This is a genomic window from Rhizobium sp. BE258 (assembly GCF_031457345.1).
Taxonomy (GTDB): domain Bacteria; phylum Pseudomonadota; class Alphaproteobacteria; order Rhizobiales; family Rhizobiaceae; genus Rhizobium.
In genome coordinates, this window is sequence record NZ_JAVDWL010000003.1 from 100,283 (window position 1) to 118,868 (window position 18,586).

Annotated in this window: 18 protein-coding genes; 12 read left to right on the forward strand and 6 right to left on the reverse strand. The window is 62.3% G+C overall.

Annotated features, from left to right (window positions below):
- The first annotated feature begins 36 nt into the window (after positions 1–36).
- Together J2X43_RS10970 and J2X43_RS10975 are read left to right on the forward strand one after the other, a co-directional pair.
- Positions 37–969, forward strand: a complete 933-nt coding sequence (locus tag J2X43_RS10970; RefSeq protein ID WP_310293930.1) for a VOC family protein — start codon at positions 37–39, stop codon at positions 967–969.
- A gap of 11 nt (positions 970–980) precedes the next feature.
- Positions 981–1,589, forward strand: coding sequence for an alpha/beta hydrolase (locus J2X43_RS10975; protein WP_310293933.1), 609 nt, complete (start codon positions 981–983; stop codon positions 1,587–1,589).
- 4 nt (positions 1,590–1,593) lie between these two features.
- On the opposite strand, the gene J2X43_RS10980 is transcribed toward J2X43_RS10975, so the two are convergent.
- A complete protein-coding gene (locus J2X43_RS10980) occupies positions 1,594–2,463 on the reverse strand; it encodes a DUF6030 family protein (RefSeq protein WP_310293934.1) in 870 nt (289 codons plus the stop codon).
- A 351-nt stretch (positions 2,464–2,814) separates the two neighbouring features.
- Here J2X43_RS10980 and J2X43_RS10985 point away from each other — a divergent pair, with 351 nt between their 5' ends.
- Positions 2,815–4,854, forward strand: a complete 2,040-nt coding sequence (locus J2X43_RS10985; protein ID WP_112538987.1) for a response regulator — start codon at positions 2,815–2,817, stop codon at positions 4,852–4,854.
- A 321-nt stretch (positions 4,855–5,175) separates the two neighbouring features.
- Entirely contained in the window at positions 5,176–6,021 is an 846-nt protein-coding gene (locus tag J2X43_RS10990) for a GNAT family N-acetyltransferase (RefSeq protein ID WP_310293938.1), read from the forward strand.
- Here J2X43_RS10990 and J2X43_RS10995 read toward each other — a convergent pair.
- On the reverse strand, positions 6,018–6,935 hold the full coding sequence (locus J2X43_RS10995) for a DMT family transporter (RefSeq protein WP_310293939.1): 918 nt from the start codon (positions 6,933–6,935) through the stop codon (positions 6,018–6,020). The genes J2X43_RS10990 and J2X43_RS10995 overlap by 4 nt on opposite strands.
- 196 nt (positions 6,936–7,131) lie before the next feature.
- Here J2X43_RS10995 and J2X43_RS11000 point away from each other — a divergent pair, with 196 nt between their 5' ends.
- The 4 genes from J2X43_RS11000 to J2X43_RS11015 all read left to right on the forward strand — a co-directional run bounded on the left by J2X43_RS11000 (position 7,132) and on the right by J2X43_RS11015 (position 11,937).
- Positions 7,132–8,427: an adenylosuccinate synthase gene (locus J2X43_RS11000; RefSeq protein ID WP_112390388.1), complete on the forward strand. Its 1,296-nt coding sequence runs from the start codon at positions 7,132–7,134 to the stop codon at positions 8,425–8,427.
- Between the two features lie 59 nt (positions 8,428–8,486).
- Complete coding sequence (locus J2X43_RS11005) at positions 8,487–10,859, forward strand: hypothetical protein (RefSeq protein ID WP_310293943.1); 2,373 nt, start codon at positions 8,487–8,489, stop codon at positions 10,857–10,859.
- A gap of 228 nt (positions 10,860–11,087) precedes the next feature.
- Complete coding sequence (locus J2X43_RS11010) at positions 11,088–11,444, forward strand: helix-turn-helix transcriptional regulator (RefSeq protein WP_112390462.1); 357 nt, start codon at positions 11,088–11,090, stop codon at positions 11,442–11,444.
- Positions 11,428–11,937, forward strand: coding sequence for an SRPBCC family protein (locus J2X43_RS11015; RefSeq protein ID WP_112390390.1), 510 nt, complete (start codon positions 11,428–11,430; stop codon positions 11,935–11,937). Before J2X43_RS11010 ends, J2X43_RS11015 begins: the two co-directional genes overlap by 17 nt.
- Before the next feature lie 88 nt (positions 11,938–12,025).
- Here the strand turns inward: J2X43_RS11015 and rpoH are convergent, their stop codons facing one another.
- Both rpoH and J2X43_RS11025 read right to left on the reverse strand, forming a co-directional pair.
- Positions 12,026–12,934 (reverse strand): RNA polymerase sigma factor RpoH, encoded by a 909-nt coding sequence (rpoH, locus tag J2X43_RS11020; RefSeq protein ID WP_112390391.1) that lies wholly within the window; start codon positions 12,932–12,934, stop codon positions 12,026–12,028.
- Positions 12,935–13,097: 163 nt separating this feature from the next.
- The gene (locus J2X43_RS11025; protein WP_310293946.1) at positions 13,098–14,132 is read right to left on the reverse strand and encodes an RluA family pseudouridine synthase; all 1,035 of its coding nucleotides are present in this window, start codon (positions 14,130–14,132) and stop codon (positions 13,098–13,100) included.
- Positions 14,133–14,168: 36 nt separating this feature from the next.
- Here J2X43_RS11025 and J2X43_RS11030 point away from each other — a divergent pair, with 36 nt between their 5' ends.
- Both J2X43_RS11030 and J2X43_RS11035 read left to right on the forward strand, forming a co-directional pair.
- Entirely contained in the window at positions 14,169–14,552 is a 384-nt protein-coding gene (locus J2X43_RS11030; protein ID WP_310293948.1) for a hypothetical protein, read from the forward strand.
- A 3-nt stretch (positions 14,553–14,555) separates the two neighbouring features.
- Positions 14,556–15,374 (forward strand): RNA methyltransferase, encoded by an 819-nt coding sequence (locus J2X43_RS11035; protein WP_310293950.1) that lies wholly within the window; start codon positions 14,556–14,558, stop codon positions 15,372–15,374.
- A 2-nt stretch (positions 15,375–15,376) separates the two neighbouring features.
- On the opposite strand, the gene J2X43_RS11040 is transcribed toward J2X43_RS11035, so the two are convergent.
- Positions 15,377–16,534: a hypothetical protein gene (locus J2X43_RS11040; protein ID WP_310293952.1), complete on the reverse strand. Its 1,158-nt coding sequence runs from the start codon at positions 16,532–16,534 to the stop codon at positions 15,377–15,379.
- Positions 16,535–16,652: 118 nt separating this feature from the next.
- Positions 16,653–17,249, reverse strand: a complete 597-nt coding sequence (locus tag J2X43_RS11045) for a DUF1134 domain-containing protein (RefSeq protein WP_112516328.1) — start codon at positions 17,247–17,249, stop codon at positions 16,653–16,655.
- Positions 17,250–17,438: 189 nt separating this feature from the next.
- On the opposite strand from J2X43_RS11045, the gene chpT reads away from it, so the two are divergent.
- Positions 17,439–18,086, forward strand: coding sequence for a histidine phosphotransferase ChpT (gene chpT / locus J2X43_RS11050; RefSeq protein WP_112445871.1), 648 nt, complete (start codon positions 17,439–17,441; stop codon positions 18,084–18,086).
- A 119-nt stretch (positions 18,087–18,205) separates the two neighbouring features.
- Positions 18,206–18,568 carry a response regulator gene (locus J2X43_RS11055; protein WP_112390400.1) on the forward strand — a complete coding sequence of 121 codons (363 nt, stop codon included), beginning with the start codon at positions 18,206–18,208 and terminating at the stop codon, positions 18,566–18,568.
- Positions 18,569–18,586: the final 18 nt, after the last annotated feature.

Consider the following 18,586-nt stretch of genomic DNA (forward strand, 5'->3'; position numbering starts at 1 on the left):
GAAAGCCCGCCGATGCGGGCAAGAAAGGGGTTTTTCATGTTGAACCAGATCAAGGGGCTGCACCACGTCACGTCGATGGCTGAGGATGCCCGGACCAACAATCAGTTCTTCACCCACGCGCTCGGCCTGCGCCGGGTCAAGAAGACCGTGAACTTCGACGCTCCCGACGTCTATCACCTCTATTATGGTGACGAGACCGGTGCGCCGGGTACGATCATGACCTACTTCCCGTTCCCGAAGATGGCGCAGGGCCGTCCGGGTACCGGCGAAGTCGGCACCACCGTCTACTCGGTTCCCGAAGGCTCGATCGGCTTCTGGAGCGACCGGTTGTCGAAGCTCGATGCCGGCGGCCTGAAAACCGAGGAAAGCTTCGGCGAGAAGCGTCTGAACTTTGCCGGTCCCGACGGTGACGGCTTCGCGCTCGTCGAAGTCAAGGACGATGCGCGCAAGCCGTGGACGAACGGCGGTATCTCCGAGGATCATGCGATCCGCGGTTTCCACTCGGTTGCCATGCGGCTGCGCGATGACGGCGCGACGTCCGAACTTCTGAAGTTCATGGGCTATCAGGTCCAGGACGAGAAGGACGGCGTCAAGCGTCTGATCCTGCCCGGTGGAAATGGTGCGCATCTGATCGATCTTGAAACGATGCCCAGCATCAATCGTGCGCTGCCGGGTGCCGGTTCCGTCCACCACGTCGCCTTCGCCGTCGAAAACCGCGAGAAGCAGCTCGAAGTCCGCAAGGCGCTGATGGATACCGGTTACCAGGTCACGCCGGTCATCGACCGCGATTACTTCTGGGCAATCTATTTCCGCACGCCGGGTGGCGTGCTGTTCGAGATCGCCACCAACGAACCGGGCTTCGACCGTGACGAAGATACGGCTCATCTGGGCGAGGCGCTGAAGCTGCCGCAGCAGCATGCGCATATGCGCCAGTTGATCGAGCAGCATCTGCCGCCGCTCGAAGCCTAAGGAGAACAGCCATGGCTGATAATTCATATGTGCACCGGCTGCATGCCGGTGCACCCGGCAAGCCTATTCTCTTCGTGCTACACGGCACCGGGGGCGACGAGACGCAGTTCTTCGAGTTCGGCCGGCGTCTGCTGCCGGAAGCAACAATCGTTTCGCCGCGGGGCGATGTTTCCGAACATGGTGCGGCGCGCTTCTTCAAGCGCACCGGCGATGGCGTCTACGATATGGACGACCTCGCCCGGGCGACCGAAAAGATGGCCGCTTATGTCAGGGATCTCGCGGCCGGTCACGGCGCGTCACACATTCTCGGACTGGGCTTTTCCAATGGTGCGAACATTCTCGCCAATGTGCTGATCGAGAAAGGCATCTTCGATGCTAGCGCACTGCTGCATCCGCTCATCCCGTTTCAGCCGAAGTCCAATGCGGAACTTGCCGGGCGCAGGGTGCTGATCACCGCCGGTCAGCGCGATCCGATCTGCCCGGTGCCGCTGACCGAGGCGCTTGCTGCCTATTTCGAACAGGAAAAGGCAAAGGTCACGACCGAGTGGCACACCGGCGGGCATGACATCCGTCCGAACGAGATCGACGCCATCAGGACGTTCTTCGAGCCTTACTTCTAAGGCTCTAACGAAAATAGGGCGGCCGCTTTTCCGAAGGCGGCTGCTCGGGCAACTCAAGCCAGCGTTCGCCGGAGAAATAGGCTCTGGTGCGGATCTGTGGTCCGGGCGTCGCCTTCATGGCGATGATGAAGTTGAAGCTATTGTCGCTGGCGGTTTCGCGGGTAAAGCTGACGCTGGTCCCGAAGCTTTCTTCCTTCACGTCTTTCAATTCGCGGATCGCTGCGAGCGTGGCGGAGAAGTCCTGCCAGTGCGGCTGGGCGAGCATGGTCTCGAAAATTCGCATCGCCGCCGGATCGAGCTTTCCGGCGCTGTCGGTTTCCGGACCGACGAGCTTGGCGCGCATGTTGAAGATCGCTCCGTCGCGGTCGCCGCGGATGATCACGAAGACCGAGCTCAGGGGGCGCTCGGCATCCTGCTTGTAGACCTGCTGGAAGGTGCATTCGAATGTGGTGCTGCTCATGCCCGCAGCCCGCCACGGCGTCGTGCCGATGCCGGCCTTGCGCAGGGCGTCGCAGATCGCCGGGCCCGTCGTCCACCATGTCCTGAAGAAGGCGGCCGCGAGTTCGGCAAGCGGTGGCTCCATCAGCCGCGGATCACGCTCGACGCTGACGAGGACAGGATTGGGTGCCGGCCTTGGCCTGGGTGGCGGAGGCGAGCTTTTCGGGAGGACTGCCACGGTCTTTTGTGGCGTGAACGGGTAGCCCAGCCGCCCGGCAAGATCGCGCAGATGCCGCATGTCGTTCGACAGCAGAACGGTGCCGCCGATCAGCGAGAGCGAGACAGCCAGCATAGACCACAGCACCAGGCCGCGCCTCCGGCGCAGCGGCGGGCTCTTCATGTCCTGATTTGAGGTCTCGGTTGCCAAATCGATCACTCTGGTGTGGCGTTTCCCCAGCGCTTCCCGCCCGCCACGTCTCAGTAAAGATAAAGCGGAATACTCAATAAAATACCGCAAATTCTGCCGATGTGCAGTAAATGCCCGCAGCACGGCATTCGGACCATTGCGGTTGGCCGATGGTGATCTAGATCTGTCCCTCTCCGTACAAGCGGATATCATCCAGAAAAGGTTGCCGCCTTGAGTTCAGACGTAACATCGCTCTCCCGGGAGCAGCTCGAAGAAGAAGTACGACGTCTGAGATCGCAGCAGCCAGACAGACCCCTCGGAGCAGGCAGTCACAGCGGCGTCGAGCCGGGACGCGGTGACGTGCCGCAATCGGCCGACGAGATGCAGATGCGCAGCGAGGCGCGCTATCGCGCACTGTTCGAGGCGATCGACGACGGTTTCTGCATCATCGAATTCATCGACGGTCCGCATGGCCCCTTGAGCGACTATGTGCATATCGAGGCCAATTCCGGCTATGGGCGGCATACCGGGATCTCCGACATCATCGGCAAGAGGCTGCGCGAGATCGAACCGAATGCGCCGGACCAGTGGCTGACGCTCTATGGCGGCGTGCTGGAAAGTGGCCGGGCGATCCGCTTCGAACAGCATTTCGTTGCCGTCGATCGCTATATCGAAGTCTCGGCCTCGCGCGTCGAGCCGGCAAGCCTGCGGCAGGTCTCGGTGCTGTTTCGCGATATCACCGCGCGCAGGCAGGCGGAAAATGCATTGCGTGACAGCGAGGCGACCGCGCGTGAGAATGTGCAGCGCGTTCAGCTGGCACTCGCGGCCGGCGCCATTATCGGGACCTGGTTCTGGGACGTGCCGTCAAACCGATTCACAGTGGATGAGGCCTTTGCGCGGGCATTCGGTCTCGATCCGGCGCTCGGCCGGATCGGACTCAGCCTCGATCAGGTGATCGAAACCGTTCATCCCGACGACAAGGCTTCGCTTTCGCAGGCCATGGGCGAAGCCCTGAGACGCGGCGGTCCCTATGCGCATCAATACCGGACGCGCCGCGCCGACGGGCAATATTACTGGCTGGAAGCCAATGGACGGGTCGAGCTTGCTGCCGATGGCACGCCGCTCAGTTTTCCGGGCGTGCTTCTCGACATCGAAACGCGCCGTGCCGTCGAGGCTGAGCGCGACCGCGCGACCTCGGCGCTGCGCTCGCTCAACGATACGCTGGAACAGCGTGTCGCCGAGCGGACGGCGGAACTGATGCATGCCGAGGAGCAGCTGCGCCATTCGCAGAAGATGGAAGCGGTCGGTCAGCTGACTGGCGGTTTGGCGCATGATTTCAATAACCTGCTGGCCGGTATCTCGGGTTCCATGGAGCTGATGCAGACGCGCCTGGCGCAGGGCCGCATCAGCGAACTCGACCGCTACGTCACCGGCGCACAGGGCGCGGTCAAACGCGCGGCGGGCCTGACGCAGCGTCTGCTGGCGTTTTCGCGGCGGCAGACGCTCGATCCGAAACCGGCAACGCTCAATCGCCTGGTGTCGGGCATGCAGGACCTGGTGACCCGCAGCGTCGGGCCGACCATTGAGGTCGAGACGGCGCTGGCAGGTGGTCTGTGGACCACCTTCGTCGATATCGGACAGCTCGAAAACGCCCTGCTGAACCTCTGCCTCAACGCCAGGGATGCGATGCCCGATGGCGGAAAGCTGACGATCGAGACCGGCAATCGATGGTTCGACGAGCGGGCTTCGCGGCAGCGAGGGCTGTCGTCCGGGCAGTATGTGTCGCTCTGCGTCAGCGATACCGGCACAGGGATGACGCCGGATGTCGTGGAGCGGGCGTTCGATCCGTTCTTCACCACCAAGCCCACAGGGCAGGGCACCGGTCTCGGCCTGTCGATGGTGCATGGCTTTGCCGGTCAGTCCGGCGGGACGGCGCGCATCTATTCGGAGCTCGGCAAGGGCACGATGATCTGCATCTATCTGCCGCGCCATCTCGGCGATGCGGAAACGGCTGACGACATGTCGAGCCCGACGGTGACGCCGCGCGCTTCGGGCCATGAGACGATCCTCGTCGTCGATGACGAGCCGCTGGTGCGCATGGTGGCGGTCGAGATCCTGGAGGAGCTCGGTTATCACGTGCTGGAGGCCGATGACGGCATGAGCGCGATGCGGATCATGAATTCCGGCCAGCCGATCGATCTCCTGGTGACCGATGTCGGACTGCCCGGCGGGATGAACGGGCGGCAGCTGGCCGATGCGATCAGGGCAACACGGCCCGATCTCCGTGTCCTGTTCGTTACCGGCTATGCCGAGAATGCGGTTCTGAACCACGGCCATCTCGATCACGGCATGCATGTGATGACCAAGCCGTTTCTCGGCGATGCTTTCGCCCGCCGGGTGAAAGATCTGCTGATCAAGTAACGGACTGCCGAAGACTGCCGCCCGCATTCTTCCAGCACTGCCGCAACAGCGAGAATAGCACGCCTGGAGCCGCCGGAATCTTCTTTCACGGCTTCGCGATGCTGGCGATTTGTTAAGTAATTTTCTTGAGATTGTAGCTTTGTTGTTTCATGATCATTGCGGCACGAAGTTTCTCGCGCCGGGCCTTACGGCGATCGATGTTTGATCGTTTCAGTCATGAACATGTTTCTTCGTATGGGCGGGGATGCTTGGAAAGCTATTCTTTAGCTTTTCTTCATATGCGCTTTGCGGGCTTGCGGCAGAGTTGGTTAGGGAAGTTGCATGAATTCGGAGTTTACGGTTCGTCCCATGCGGCCGGGCGAGTTGGAGCTTGTACTCGAGTGGGCCCGGCAGGAAGGCTGGAATCCCGGCCTCGACGATTCCCTTGCATTTCATGACGCCGATCCGTCCGGCTTTTTCGTCGGCGCCATAGGCGAAGTGCCTGTCGGCTCGATCTCGGTCGTCAAATACGGCGACAGTTTCGCCTTTCTCGGCCTCTATATCGTTCACCCGGATTTCCGCGGCAAAGGCTATGGCAAGGCGATCTGGAATGCCGGCATGGCGTCTGCCGAAGGCCGTACCATCGGCCTCGATGGCGTCGAGGCGCAGCAGCCGAGCTACCGCAAGGCGGGTTTCGAGCCCGCCTACAAGACGATCCGCTTCGGCGGCATAGCCAAGCCTGCACCGCAATCGCCGCAGCTCGCACAAGCGGTCTCCGACAAGACAGATGGCATCGCCCGCTACGACTCCTCGATCTTCCCCGCATCGCGTCCCGAGTTCATCAGCGCCTGGTGCACCAGCCGCAAGGGCCGCAAGAGTGCCGTCGTGCGCAAGAGCGGCAAGATCCGCGGCTATGGCACGATCCGCCGCTGTTACGAAGGCTACAAGATCGGCCCGCTATTTGCCGCCGATGCCGATACGGCGGCGGCGCTCGTTGCGCAGCTCGTCACCGAGGCGAACGGCGCCCGGATCTTCATCGACGTGCCGGCCGATAACGTGGAAGCTATCGCGCTCGCCGAGGCGATCGGGCTTGAGCCGGTATTGGAGACGATGCGGATGTATCGCGGCCAGGCGCCGGTGATCCCGCTGAAGAACGTTTACGGCGTGACGACGCTCGAGCTCGGTTAATCGACCGGCGAGGCTGGCGTCGTGGGAGCGGATGCCTTTGGGCGTCCCTTCTCGGCGATGGCGATCCCGCCGAGCGTCAGCGCCAGCGCGATCATGTGGAAGACTTGCAGCTCCTCTCCGAGAAGCAGGACTGACAGCAGAGTGCCGAAGACCGGCACGAGGTTGATGAACAGCCCGGCGCGATTGGCGCCAATTGTCTCGACACCCTTGATGTAGAGAATCTGCGCCAGCAGTGAGGCGAAGATCGCCGTGTAGAAGGCGATTACCCAGCCATTTGCATCGGGCACCTGGATATTGCCTTTCGAGCCTTCCCAGATCAGCAACGGTATCGAGCTCAGTGCGGCAGCAAGTGCCGGGATTGCCATCAGCGTGCGCCAGTCGACGGGCGGTTTCCAGCGCAGGAAGATCGTATAGACGGAATAGGCGACGACGGCGATCAGCATCAGCGCGTCGCCGCGGTTGAGGCTGAGCTGTAGCAGCGTGGCGAAATCGCCGTGGGCCGCCGTCAGTGCTACGCCCACCAGCGTCATGCCGAAGCCGGCGAATTGCGCCAGCGAGACGCTGGTGCGGAAGAAGACAAAATTCAGCAGGAAGATCAGCATCGGGATGCCGGCCTGCTCGATCGCCACGTTGATCGCCGTCGTATACTGAACGGCGGAATAGAGCATGGCGTTGAAGGTCGTGTAGCCGATGATGCCGTAGAAGATGAGCAGCGGCAGGTTCTTGCGCACCAGCGGCCAGTCGCGCTTGAGGTAGGGCAGGGAGATGGCGGCGATCAATGCCGTCGCCAGCGTCCAGCGCAGCAGGGTCAGCATCATCGGGCTGATATGGCCGAGCGCCAGCTTGCCGGCCACCGCATTGCCGCCCCAGCACAGCGTTGCGATGACGAGGCAAATATAGGCCGTGATCTGCACGATGATTCTTTCCGTATCGGTGATTGGCCGGACAGGAGGCGGGGCGCGGCTCCGGCAATAGCCCGCGGCGGGCTGTTTTGTCACGCAAAAAGCCCATTTCACCGCGATAACAGGGTCGCTTTCCAAAAAACAAACCTTTATAGATGCGCGGGTTTGAGCAGGGCGCGGATAATCCGCCGGTAACAGGAAGAGTTGGATGACGAACGTAGTCGTGGTCGGTTCCCAATGGGGTGACGAAGGCAAGGGCAAGATTGTCGATTGGCTTTCGGAACGTGCGGACGTCATCGTTCGCTATCAGGGCGGCCATAATGCAGGTCATACGCTGGTCATCGACGGCGTCAGCTACAAGCTGGCGCTGCTGCCGTCCGGCCTCGTTCGCGGCAAGCTCAGCGTCATCGGCAACGGTGTCGTCGTCGATCCGCATCACTTCGTTGCCGAAGTCGAGAAGCTGCGCGCCCAGGGCGTCAATGTCACCCCTGAAGTGCTGCGCATCGCCGACAACGCGCCGCTGATCCTGTCGCTGCACCGCGACCTCGACGGTTTCCGTGAAGATGCTGCTTCCAACAGCGGCACCAAGATCGGCACCACCCGCCGCGGCATCGGCCCGGCCTATGAGGACAAGGTCGGCCGACGCGCCATCCGCGCCATCGATCTTGCCGATCCGGAAACGCTGCCGGCCAAGATCGACCGCCTGCTGACCCATCACAACGCCCTGCGCCGTGGCCTCGGCCTGCCGGAAATTTCGGTGGAATCGCTGGAGAAGGAACTGAACGACGTTGCCGCTCAGGTTCTGCCCTATGTCGATCAGGTCTGGCGCATCCTCGATGACCAGCGCAAGGCTGGCGCCCGCATCCTGTTCGAAGGCGCCCAGGGCGCGCTGCTCGACAACGACCACGGCACCTATCCGTTCGTGACCTCGTCGAACACCGTTGCCGGCCAGGCTGCTGCCGGTTCCGGCCTCGGCCCGACGGCGATCGGCTATGTCCTCGGCATCACCAAGGCCTACACGACCCGCGTCGGCGAAGGTCCGTTCCCGTGCGAGCTCAACGATGAGATCGGCAAGCACCTGTCGACCGTCGGCCGCGAAGTCGGCGTCAACACCGGCCGTCCGCGCCGCTGCGGCTGGTTCGATTCGGTTCTCGTCCGTCAGACGGTGAAGACCTCCGGTATAACCGGTATCGCGCTGACCAAGCTCGACGTCCTCGATGGCCTGGACGAGCTGAAGATCTGCGTCGCCTACAAGCTCGACGGCAAGGAGATCGATTACCTGCCGGCAAGTCAGGCCGCGCAGGCCCGTGTCGAGCCCGTCTACATCACGCTCGAGGGATGGAAGGAATCGACCGTCGGCGCCCGCAGCTGGGCCGATCTTCCGGCGCAGGCGATTAAGTATGTACGCCAGGTCGAGGAGCTGATCGGCGCACCGGTCGCCTTGTTGTCCACAAGCCCTGAGCGAGATGACACCATACTTGTGACCGATCCCTTTGAGGATTAATGTCGCGGGTCATTGCGATTTGGCCCGTGCGTTAAGCCGGGCCTTTTGAGAAAGTACGAATGGCGGATTTTATTGCAGTCATCCGGCGGGCCGTTGACGGTCTGACCGAAAATACGCCCGAGATGCGGGTGAAGGTTTACGAGCGGGCCCGCGGCGCAGTGCAGCGGCAGCTCGAAAACATGAAGCCGCGTCCGCCGGAAGCGATGTTGCAACGGCAGCTTGAAAAGCTGGATGCCGCCATTCGTGAAGTCGAGGCCGAGCATGCCGAGGCGCTGCCGGACGACAACGCCGTAGCGCTTGAGCCTGTAGCCGCTGCCGAGGCCATCCCCGAGCCCGTCTACGAAGAGCCGGCAGCGGAAGCGCCGGTCGAAGAGCCAGTGCACGCTGCGGCCGAGCCGGTTGAAGAAGCCGCTCCGGAAGAGCATCCCGCCTACGAGGAGCCTGTCGCCGACCAAGAGCCTGCCGCCGCCGAGCCTGCCTACGAAGAGCCGCAGCCCATATATCATGAGGAAGCGGCACCGGCCGCCGAACCCGAAGTGCACGCAGAAGAGCCGGCGCCGTGGCAGCAGCCTGCCGAGGACGCGCCTGCTGAAACCTGGCACGCCCCGCAGCATGAAGAGCCGGTCGAGCCGGAACACCACGTTGCCGCCGAAACCGCAGTCTTCGAAGAACATCACGCCGAACCGGAACCGGTGGAAGCCGTCGAGCCGCTTCGCGCCAGCGAATATAATCCAGCCAACCGGCTGGTCGAGCCTTTCGCCTCGTTCGAAAAGCCGCAGGAATTTGTCGAGCAGACGCAGGAAGAGCCGCTGCAGAGCGATGCCGCCGGGCGTTTCGAGCCTGTGTGGAGCGAGCCCGTTGCTGAGGCGCCCGCCGAGCCGCCGAAGGATGCGGAAACGGTCTGGGCCGATCAGGAACTGCATAATTTCTCTGCCCTTGCGCCTGCCGCCAACGCCGATTCTGGTGCCCGCGCCTTCGAAGAGGCGCTGTCGGGTCTGAGCTCTGTGCCGGAGCCCGCCAAGATGCCTCCGGCGCACGAAGGCTTCTCATGGGAAGCGGCAGCCTTCGACGACCTGCCGCCGATCGATGCGCCCAAGAAGGCCGCAGCGGCACCGCATGCCGACGATTCCGATCTGTTTTCCGAAGTGCATGGCAACAAGGCAGCGCCCGCGCAACCGGCACCCGATGTGCCCGGCAGCGAGTGGAAGGAAGCCGAATCGCTTCGCGGCTACGGCCGCCGCGGCAGCGTTGCCAATGATGACGACGACACGGCGCCGGTTGCCGATATCGACCAGATCGTCGCTGCCAAGCTGCAGAACAAGAACTTCCGCATGGAGCCGAAGCGCCGCCGCTTCGGCCTCGGCAGGATCATCGGTACGCTCGTTGCTCTCGCCGTGCTTGGCGGTGGCGGCTACGCGGCGTGGATGAAGCGCGACGAGCTGAACGCCATGGTCAATGGCCTGATCAGCTCGGCGCCGAAGACCGCCGAAACGACGAAGCCCGCAGCGACCACGCCACCGCCCGCCACCACTCCGGCATCGGGCACCGCTCCGGCGGCAAACGACAGCTCCGCAGCCCCGGCTGAAAGCAACAAGCAGGTTGCCGCCGTGGATGACGGCGCGTCGGTCAGCAACAAGTTCAACCAGCGCCTGATGGCCGACGGCAGCGAGACGGATCCGGGTCCCGCCACGGTCGCCACGACACCGACAGCCGAAGGCAAGTCGGTCGCGCAGCAGAGCGTCGCTTCTGCCGCCCCGGCCGTACAGGCACAAGCCACGCCTGCGGCGCAGCCGGGCGCTGCCAATGCCCAGCAGCCACCTGCAACGGATGCGCCGGCGCCGGCTGCCGCGCAGACGCAGACACCGGTTGGCGCGTCGGAAAAGATGTTCCTCTATGAGGAGCGTATTGGCCAGAGCTCGCCGACGGCGATCCAGGGTTCGGTCGTCTGGAGCGTCCAGCACGAGAAGGGCGCCAACGGCAAGGATGAGGCGACGGTGCAGGGCAACGTCACCGTTCCCGAGCGCAATCTCTCGGCTCTCGTGACCTTCAAGCGCAATTCCGACCCGTCGCTGCCGGCCAGCCATCTGGTCGAGATCGTCTTCTCGGTACCGCCGAATTTTGAAGGTGGTAAGATCGACAGCGTTCAGCGCATCTCGATGAAGCGCACCGAGCAGGACCGCGGCGACGCGCTGATCGCCGTTCCGGCCAAGATCACCGACGATTTCCATATGATCGCGCTGAACGACTATCCGGACGCCCGCAAGTCGAACCTCGACCTGCTCGCCACCCGCGACTGGATCGACATCCCGATCACCTACCGCAACGGCCGCCGTGCCCTGATCACCATGCAGAAGGGTTCGACCGGCGGCGCCGCGTTCAACACCGCGATCAGCAGCTGGACCGCCCTCGGCGACGTCAGCACCAGCCAGTAAAATCTGGCTGGTAGCCGCAAAACGAGGCGGTTCCTGCGGGGACCGCCTGCCCTTCACGCGCCGGAAACATCTCCAGTTCTATCCACGAACCGCGGTTGGCGGGACGATTACGAGTGTCGAATTTTCGAACTCGATCGAATCCGCGCGCTGGAAAGGGACATAGCGAATAGTCGGAATGGCAGGGAACGCTTGCGCTTCTCGTCTAAGCAGATTACAACACTGAACTATATGGTTCAGTATATAGCTCCTCCTCTTGATCTCTCGTTCGCGGCGCTTTCGGATGCGACACGCCGTGGGATCATCGATCTGCTCGGCCATGGGGACGCATCTATTACCAGTCTCGCTGATGCTTTTCAGATGACGCTGACCGGCATGAAGAAGCACGTCCAGGTTCTTGAGAGGGCCGGGCTTGTCGTCACGCAGAAGGTTGGAAGGGTGAGAACCTGCAGGCTTGGAAAACGCGGCCTCAAGGCGGAGGCGGAGTGGATAGAGGCGCACCGCAAGCTCTTCGAGGCCCGTTTCGACGCGTTGGATGAAATCATCAACGAAATACAACAGGGAGGAAGCGATGAAGGAGCAGTTTGAGAGTACAGGCGCGCAGAACCCTACGTCAGTCCAGCGCAAGGGGGATCGCGAGCTCGTCATTACGCGAACATTCAATGCGCCGCCGAGCACGGTCTACAGGGCGTGGAGCCAGCCGGAGCTGTTTCAGCGCTGGTGGGTGCCGGAATCGGCGCCGGGCGGCGTTTCGCTCGTATCGTGCGACATGGACGTTCGGACCGGCGGCAAATATCGGCTTGAATTCGGCACTGGCGGTTCGGATACCATGGCCTTCTACGGTAAGTATCTCGAGGTCGTGCCCAACGAGCGTATCGTCTGGACCAATGACGAGGGCGAAGAGGGCGCGATCACGACCGTGACCTTCGAGGATCAGGGCGGGAAAACCCTGTTGACCTTCCACGAAGTCTATCCGTCCAGGGAGGCACTTGAACAAGCACTTCAGGAAGGCGCGGCCGCATTGCCGGAACAACTGGAACAACTCCGCAAATTTCTTTCCAGCATCGGCGATCATTGCTGACATGGTATCGTGAAGCCCAACGCTTCCACATTGCAAAAAAGGCGGGCCATTGGCCCGCCTTTTTCAATTGTTGTTCTACCGCAGGCGCTTACGCGCTGGCTTCCACCACGCGCACGGCCTTGGCCATGTCGAGCGCTTCCTTGCGGACGGCGTCCTGGACCTTTTCGAAGGCGCGGACCTCGATCTGGCGGACGCGTTCGCGGCTGATGTCGAATTCCGACGACAGGTCTTCCAGCGTCACCGGATCTTCGGCGAGGCGGCGTGCTTCGAAGATGCGGCGTTCGCGCTCGTTGAGCACCGACATCGCCTTGGAGAGCATCCGGCGGCGGGTGTCGAGCTCGTCCTGCTCGATCAGCACTTCTTCCTGGCTGTCGTGATCGTCGACCAGCCAATCCTGCCACTGGCCGCTATCGCCTTCGGACGCCTTGATGGAGGCGTTGAGCGATGCGTCGCCGGACAGGCGGCGGTTCATGGAGACGACTTCCTCTTCAGACACCTTAAGCTTGGTGGCGATTTCGGATACGTGTTCCGGCTTCAGATCACCTTCGTCGATCGCCTGCAGGCGGCCCTTGAGGCGGCGCAGGTTGAAGAACAGGCGCTTCTGATTGGCGGTCGTGCCCATTTTCACGAGCGACCACGAACGCAGGATATATTCCTGGATCGAGGCCTTGATCCACCACATGGCATAGGTTGCCAGGCGGAAGCCGCGCTCCGGGTCGAACTTCTTCACGGCCTGCATCAGGCCGACATTACCTTCGGAGACGACTTCGCCGATCGGCAGGCCATAGCCGCGGTAGCCCATCGCGATCTTGGCGACGAGACGCAGGTGGCTGGTGACGAGCTTGTGCGCAGCATCGCGGTCGCCATGTTCGGCATAGCGCTTGGCTAGCATGTATTCCTGCTGGGGCTCCAACATCGGGAACTTGCGGATTTCGTCGAGGTAACGGTTAAGACCGGCTTCGCCGGCCGTAATGGATGGCAGGTTATTACGGGCCATGATTGCACCCTCCTATATAGATTCCGGTTCCCGATGGAACGCGTCCCCGCGTCGTTAAAGGCAAACCGGGACGTGCGGCCCAAAGCTGAGCCCGCACTAAGTCCATATACAGATAAGTATGGCCGAACAGGGGTTCAAGGCCACCGGGGCATTCACGAAGGCGTTATGGCGTGGCTGCCCGCAGCGCCTCGACGAGCTCGATCATATCATCCGGCAGCGGCACTTCGAAGCGCATGACTTCGCCGGTGCGCGGGTGCTCGAACTGCAGCATATAGGCGTGAAGCGCCTGCCGCGTAAAGCCGTTCACCACCTTGCGGACGGCATCGGGAAGCTTGTTTGCCTTGGTCTTGAAGCCGGCGCCATAGACCGTGTCGCCGAGAAGCGGATGGCCGATATGGGCCATGTGGACGCGGATCTGGTGGGTACGGCCGGTTTCCAGGTGGCACTCGACCAGCGAAGCCAGCGACAAGGCGTCCGGCGTCTCCTGGAAGCGTTCCAGCACCTCGTAATGGGTGATCGCTTCGTCGGCCTCCTGATTGCCGGGGCGCTTCACCTCGCGGCGGGTGCGGTCGTTGGTGCCGCGGCCGAGCGGCGCGTCGATGGTGCCTGCCAGCGAGCGTGGACGGCCCCAGACGATCGCCTGATAGGCGCGTTCCAGCGGCATGGTGCGGCCGTGGTCGGCAAACTGCGCCGACAGATGCCGGTGGGCGATATCGTTCTTGGCAACGATCATCACCCCCGTCGTATCCTTGTCGAGCCGGTGGACGATGCCCGGGCGCTTGACGCCGCCGATGCCGGACAGGCTGTCACCGCAGTGATAGATCAGTGCGTTGACCAGCGTGCCGGTCCAGTTGCCGGCGGCCGGATGGACGACGAGACCCGATGGCTTGGAGATGACGATGACGTCGTCGTCCTCGTAAAGGATATCGAGCGGGATGTTCTCGCCCTTGGGCGCAGGATTTTCCGGTTCGGGCAGCAGCATCTCATAGGTATCGCCAGGGCGGACCTTCTTTTGCGGATCGGTCGCCAGTGCGCCTTTCACCAGAAGCTGGCCTTCCTTGATCAGCACCTTCACCCGGCTGCGCGAAAACTCAGGCCCAAGCTGGGCCGTCAGCCATGCGTCGAGGCGGCCCGTTGCGTTCTCATCTGCCGTCAGGACTTTCCTAATGCCGGATGCTTGTTTAAAGGGGTCGCTCAAGTCGCTTCTTCTCCGAAGTTTTCATAGGACACCGTAATGACGCAAATCGAAACAGACGATCAGGAAGACAAGCCCCTTGACCCGGCAATGGAAAGCGTCCGGCGCAAGATGGTTCGCCTGCAGATCGTTTCCGGCGCCATCATGTTCGTGAGCCTTATGGCGGTCTTCGGCGCGGTTGTCTACAAGGTGACGCGGCCTGCACCGGCAGGCGCTCCTGCTGTTGCTTCGAACGGCGTTCCGACGGATTCGCCGGTCAGCGGCACGGTTTCGCTGCCGGCTGGCTTTGCGGTTCAGTCGACCTCGCTTTCGGGCAGCCAGATCCTGTTCTACGGTCAGGGTGCCGATGGCAAGCACCGCGCGATCGTCGTCGATACCAAGACGGGTCATACCGTCGCCGATATCGCCATCGCCGGCAACTGAGCTATGGCGGCCGCTCCCGTCACGATCACCGATCCCGCCGATCCGAGGATCGCGGAGTTTCGTGAGATCCGCGAGCGTGACCTGACGGGGCGCCAGGGCCGTTTCATCGCCGAGGGAACGGTGGTGCTGCGCATGCTGGCGCAGGCGCACCGGCGCGGCACGTTTGCGGCCGAGAAGGTCCTGCTGCTCGCAAACCGGGCGGCGGGCGTGGACGATATCCTGGCCGAGTTTCCCGGTGACGTGCCCGTCTACATCGCCGATGCCGCCACGCTTGATGGCATCGTCGGCTTTCATCTGCATCGCGGTGTACTGGCGCTCGGCAGGAAGCTCGCGCCGGAGACAAGCCTGATCGACCGGCTGCCGGAACAGGCGCTGGTCATTGCCGGATGCGGCATCTCCAATCACGACAATGCCGGCTCGATGTTCCGCAACGCGGCGGCCTTCAAGGCGGACGCGATCTTCCTCGACGAGACGTCCTGCGATCCGCTCTATCGCAAGGCGCTGCGCGTCTCGGTCGGCTCTGTGCTCAGCGTTCCCTATGAACGCAGCGGGTCCGCACTCGATCTGCTTGGCGGTCTTGCCGATCGCGGCTTCGATATCTGGACGCTCTCGCCGCGTGGCGAGGTCGATATCCGCGATATCCCGGCTTCGCCGCGCATGGCGCTGGTGGCCGGAACCGAGGGGGAGGGGTTGCCGGAGGCGATCCTCTCGCGCTTCCGCAGCGCCCGGATCCCGCAGTCCGAAGGGCTGGATAGCCTGAATGTCGCGACGGCAACCGGGATCGCCCTGTTTTCCATGGCGTCGGCGGCGCGGCGGATCTGAGCCTATTTCTGTTCGGATAGAATGGTTGCCGTGCGGGCCGCGAGGTTCAACCGCTCGGCCTGTAAGCTGCCGGCACTTTCGGGTAAGAGCTTGCGAACCGGCGATGTCTCGCCCTCGTTGAGCGCTGTCAGCGCCACGACCTTGGCAGCGATCGAGGCGATTTCCTCACGCAGCGCACTGTCCTTGCCGGTGGCGGTCCTGGCTTTCAGGACGCGATCCGAGAGATCGCTGCTGCGGGCGCGCGCATCCTCGGCGAGCTGCGCTGCGGCGACTGCCGGATCCATGCCTTCGTCTTCCTCCGTTGCCGGTGCCGTATCGGGAAGCGCGTTCAGCAGCGAACCGGATATGCCAGCCTCGCGGATGACGCGGCCTGCCTTGCGCAGCTCGGAATTGGTGCCTTTCAGCTGCTCCTTGAGCTTGGCGAGCTCCTGCTGGCGGCGGGTGAGCAGCGTGTCCTTGTCGGCCGCAGCAGCAGTTTCGCGCGCCACCTTGTCTTCCAGGCGGATCACCATGTGTTCCTGCTGGGTCAGCTTCTGCTCGGCATCCTTGGCGCGCTTCTGCAGGAGGTTGACGTCCTGACGCAGCGTGTCGCGCTCGTCGCGCAGTGCATTGGCGCGGAACTTGACGCTTTCGATCTCGGTTTCGCGTGCCGCCATGTCGATCTTCAGATTGTCTGTCTGCTCGGCAAGCTTGTTCAGCCGGATGCGCAGTGCATCCAGTTCGCCTTCCTTCTGGGCGCTCGATTGCTCGGCGATATGCAGGCTGGTCTTCAGCTGGCTGATATAGTTCTCGTCCTTGCGCAGATGCGAGCGCAGCTCGGCGGCTTCGACGTTGAGATCGCTGATCTGGCCCTGGAGGGTGCTGATCTCGGCGGCCAAACGGCCGCCGTCGAGCGCCAAAGAGTCATGCCGCAATTGCAGGGAGAGGGATTTTTCACGCTCGCGGGTAAGATCCTGCGTCGTGCGCGCATTATCGGCAGCGTAGAGGGCGCGGACCATATCCTTCTGCGCCCGCACTTCCTGGGGGCTGAGCGGCATCGTCGCCCGCATCCGGTTTTCCGTGTACCAGACGACGCGCCGGTGGATGGCAGGGGACACCAGGAAAACCAGGAAGGCCGCAGTCAGGAAACCCAGCCCGAACAGAAGAGCATATTCGATCACGGCGCTGTCAATGCTTCCAGAAAGTGATTTGCGTCGCAGCAATGATTACGCACGCAATGCGCGCGGGGCAAGTGGCGGATGGGTGACGGCGGGGAAGAATCCCGCCGTCCATTCCATATCAGAAGGGGTTCCAGGTCGGGCCGGGGGTGATCTTGAGATAGCCGACATTGACGCCGAGACGGGCGCCGACGCCGGTGCGGATCGGCACGACGAGAACGTTATTGTTCTTGAGCAGCGTCATGCCGAAGCCGGCAATGACATAGGCCTGGCCGCTGACACCGCCGAAGCGGGCATAGATGCTGTCGATAGACGGCAGGTCATAGACCAGCATCATGACGCGCGAGCCCTGGCCGCCGTAGTCGATGCCGAGCGACGGACCCTGCCAGTAGAGCGGATGCTCGCCTGCGTTCTTGGTGTTCAGCTGTCCTTCGCCATAGGTGAGGCCGGCGATGAAGGCGCCGGAGCCTTCCTGTCCGAGAATGTAGCCGTTCGGCAGGCCGTATTTCTGGAAGGCGGCTTCGATCACCTTGGCAAGGCCACCGCTGGTGGAGCCGAAGAAGGAGTGTCCGGCGTCGACGATTTCCTGGACCGTGTACTGGCTGCTATTGGCCTGCTGGGCCGCAGCCTGTTGCGAAGAGAGCATAAATGCAGAGATGGTCAGCGCGACAAGCAGCCGGCAGAAGCCCATAAATCTTCCTGGGGATTGAAGGTGCATGGTGTCATCCGTTCATCATGGTCGGTTCAATGAGCCGTTTCCGGCAATTGATACATTTTGCTCCGATCGCCTTAACAATCGGTTTACCAAATATGGTGTCATTATGGCGCCGAGTACGGGCGCAAACTTCGTGCAATTTTGATCAGGCAAGATATGGCGGAATGAATTGACCGCCATTAGGAGACGATGATGTCCAAGAACCCCAATCTGACTTTGACCGGCCCGGATCTTGCCGCGCTGCTCTGCAGCCGCGTCTGCCATGACGTCATCTCGCCTGTCGGCGCAATCAACAACGGTCTGGAGCTGCTCGACGAGGGCGGTGCCGATGCCGACGCCATGGATCTGATCCGCACCAGTGCGCTGAATGCCTCTGTGCGTCTCAAGTTCGCTCGTCTCGCTTTCGGTGCTTCAGGCTCCGTCGGCGCCTCGATCGATACCGGCGAGGCAGAACGCGCCGCCAAGGATTTCGCGGCGGCTGAAAAGAAGACCGAGATCACCTGGATCGGTCCGCGCGCCATCGTCGCCAAGAACCGCGTCAAGCTGCTGCTCAATCTGCTGCTGGTCGCCTATTCCTCGATCCCGCGCGGCGGCTCGCTGGAAGTGACGCTCGAAAATCCGGAATTCGACGCGAAATTCAAGATCGTCGCCAAGGGCAAGCTGATGCGCCTGCCGCCGAAATTCGTCGAGATTGCCTCGGGCAACATCGAAGAAGCGGTCGATGCCCATTCGATCCAGCCCTATTACACCGTTCTTCTGGCCGACGAATGCGGCATGGAACTCGGCCACAGCGCAACCGGCGAAGAGATTATTTTTACAGCCGAAACCGTTGCGGCCTAAGCTTATGGTTGCATGACTGCGCATTGTCTCTTTCCGGGTAACACTTCCTTAGCCTAATCGACCTATCCTTTCGGGCTGAGGAAGCGCCACCGGGACAGAAGTGGGGCGAAGGAGCAGTGATGCAGCGTTTCATGATCACCGACAGTTCGGACGTCGTTCGCAAGGTCGGCAAGCGTATCCTTTCCGAGCTCGATTTCCTGGTAGGCGAGGCGGCAAATGCCGCCGAAGCCCTGTCTGCCTGCCAGATAGAACTTCCCGACTACCTGATCGTCGATTCCGGCATGGAAGGTGCGCTTGAGCTGATCACCACCATCCGCGCCATGGATGGTGGCAAAGAGGTCAAGATCTATTACTGCGTCATCGAAGCCGACCTGAAGAAGCTGATGGCCGGCAAGCGGGCAGGGGCAACTGACTTCCTGCTGAAGCCGTTCGACCGCAAGATCCTGACCGCCGTTTTCGGCAACCGCGCGATCGCCGCGTAGAGATCCCATCCATTTGAA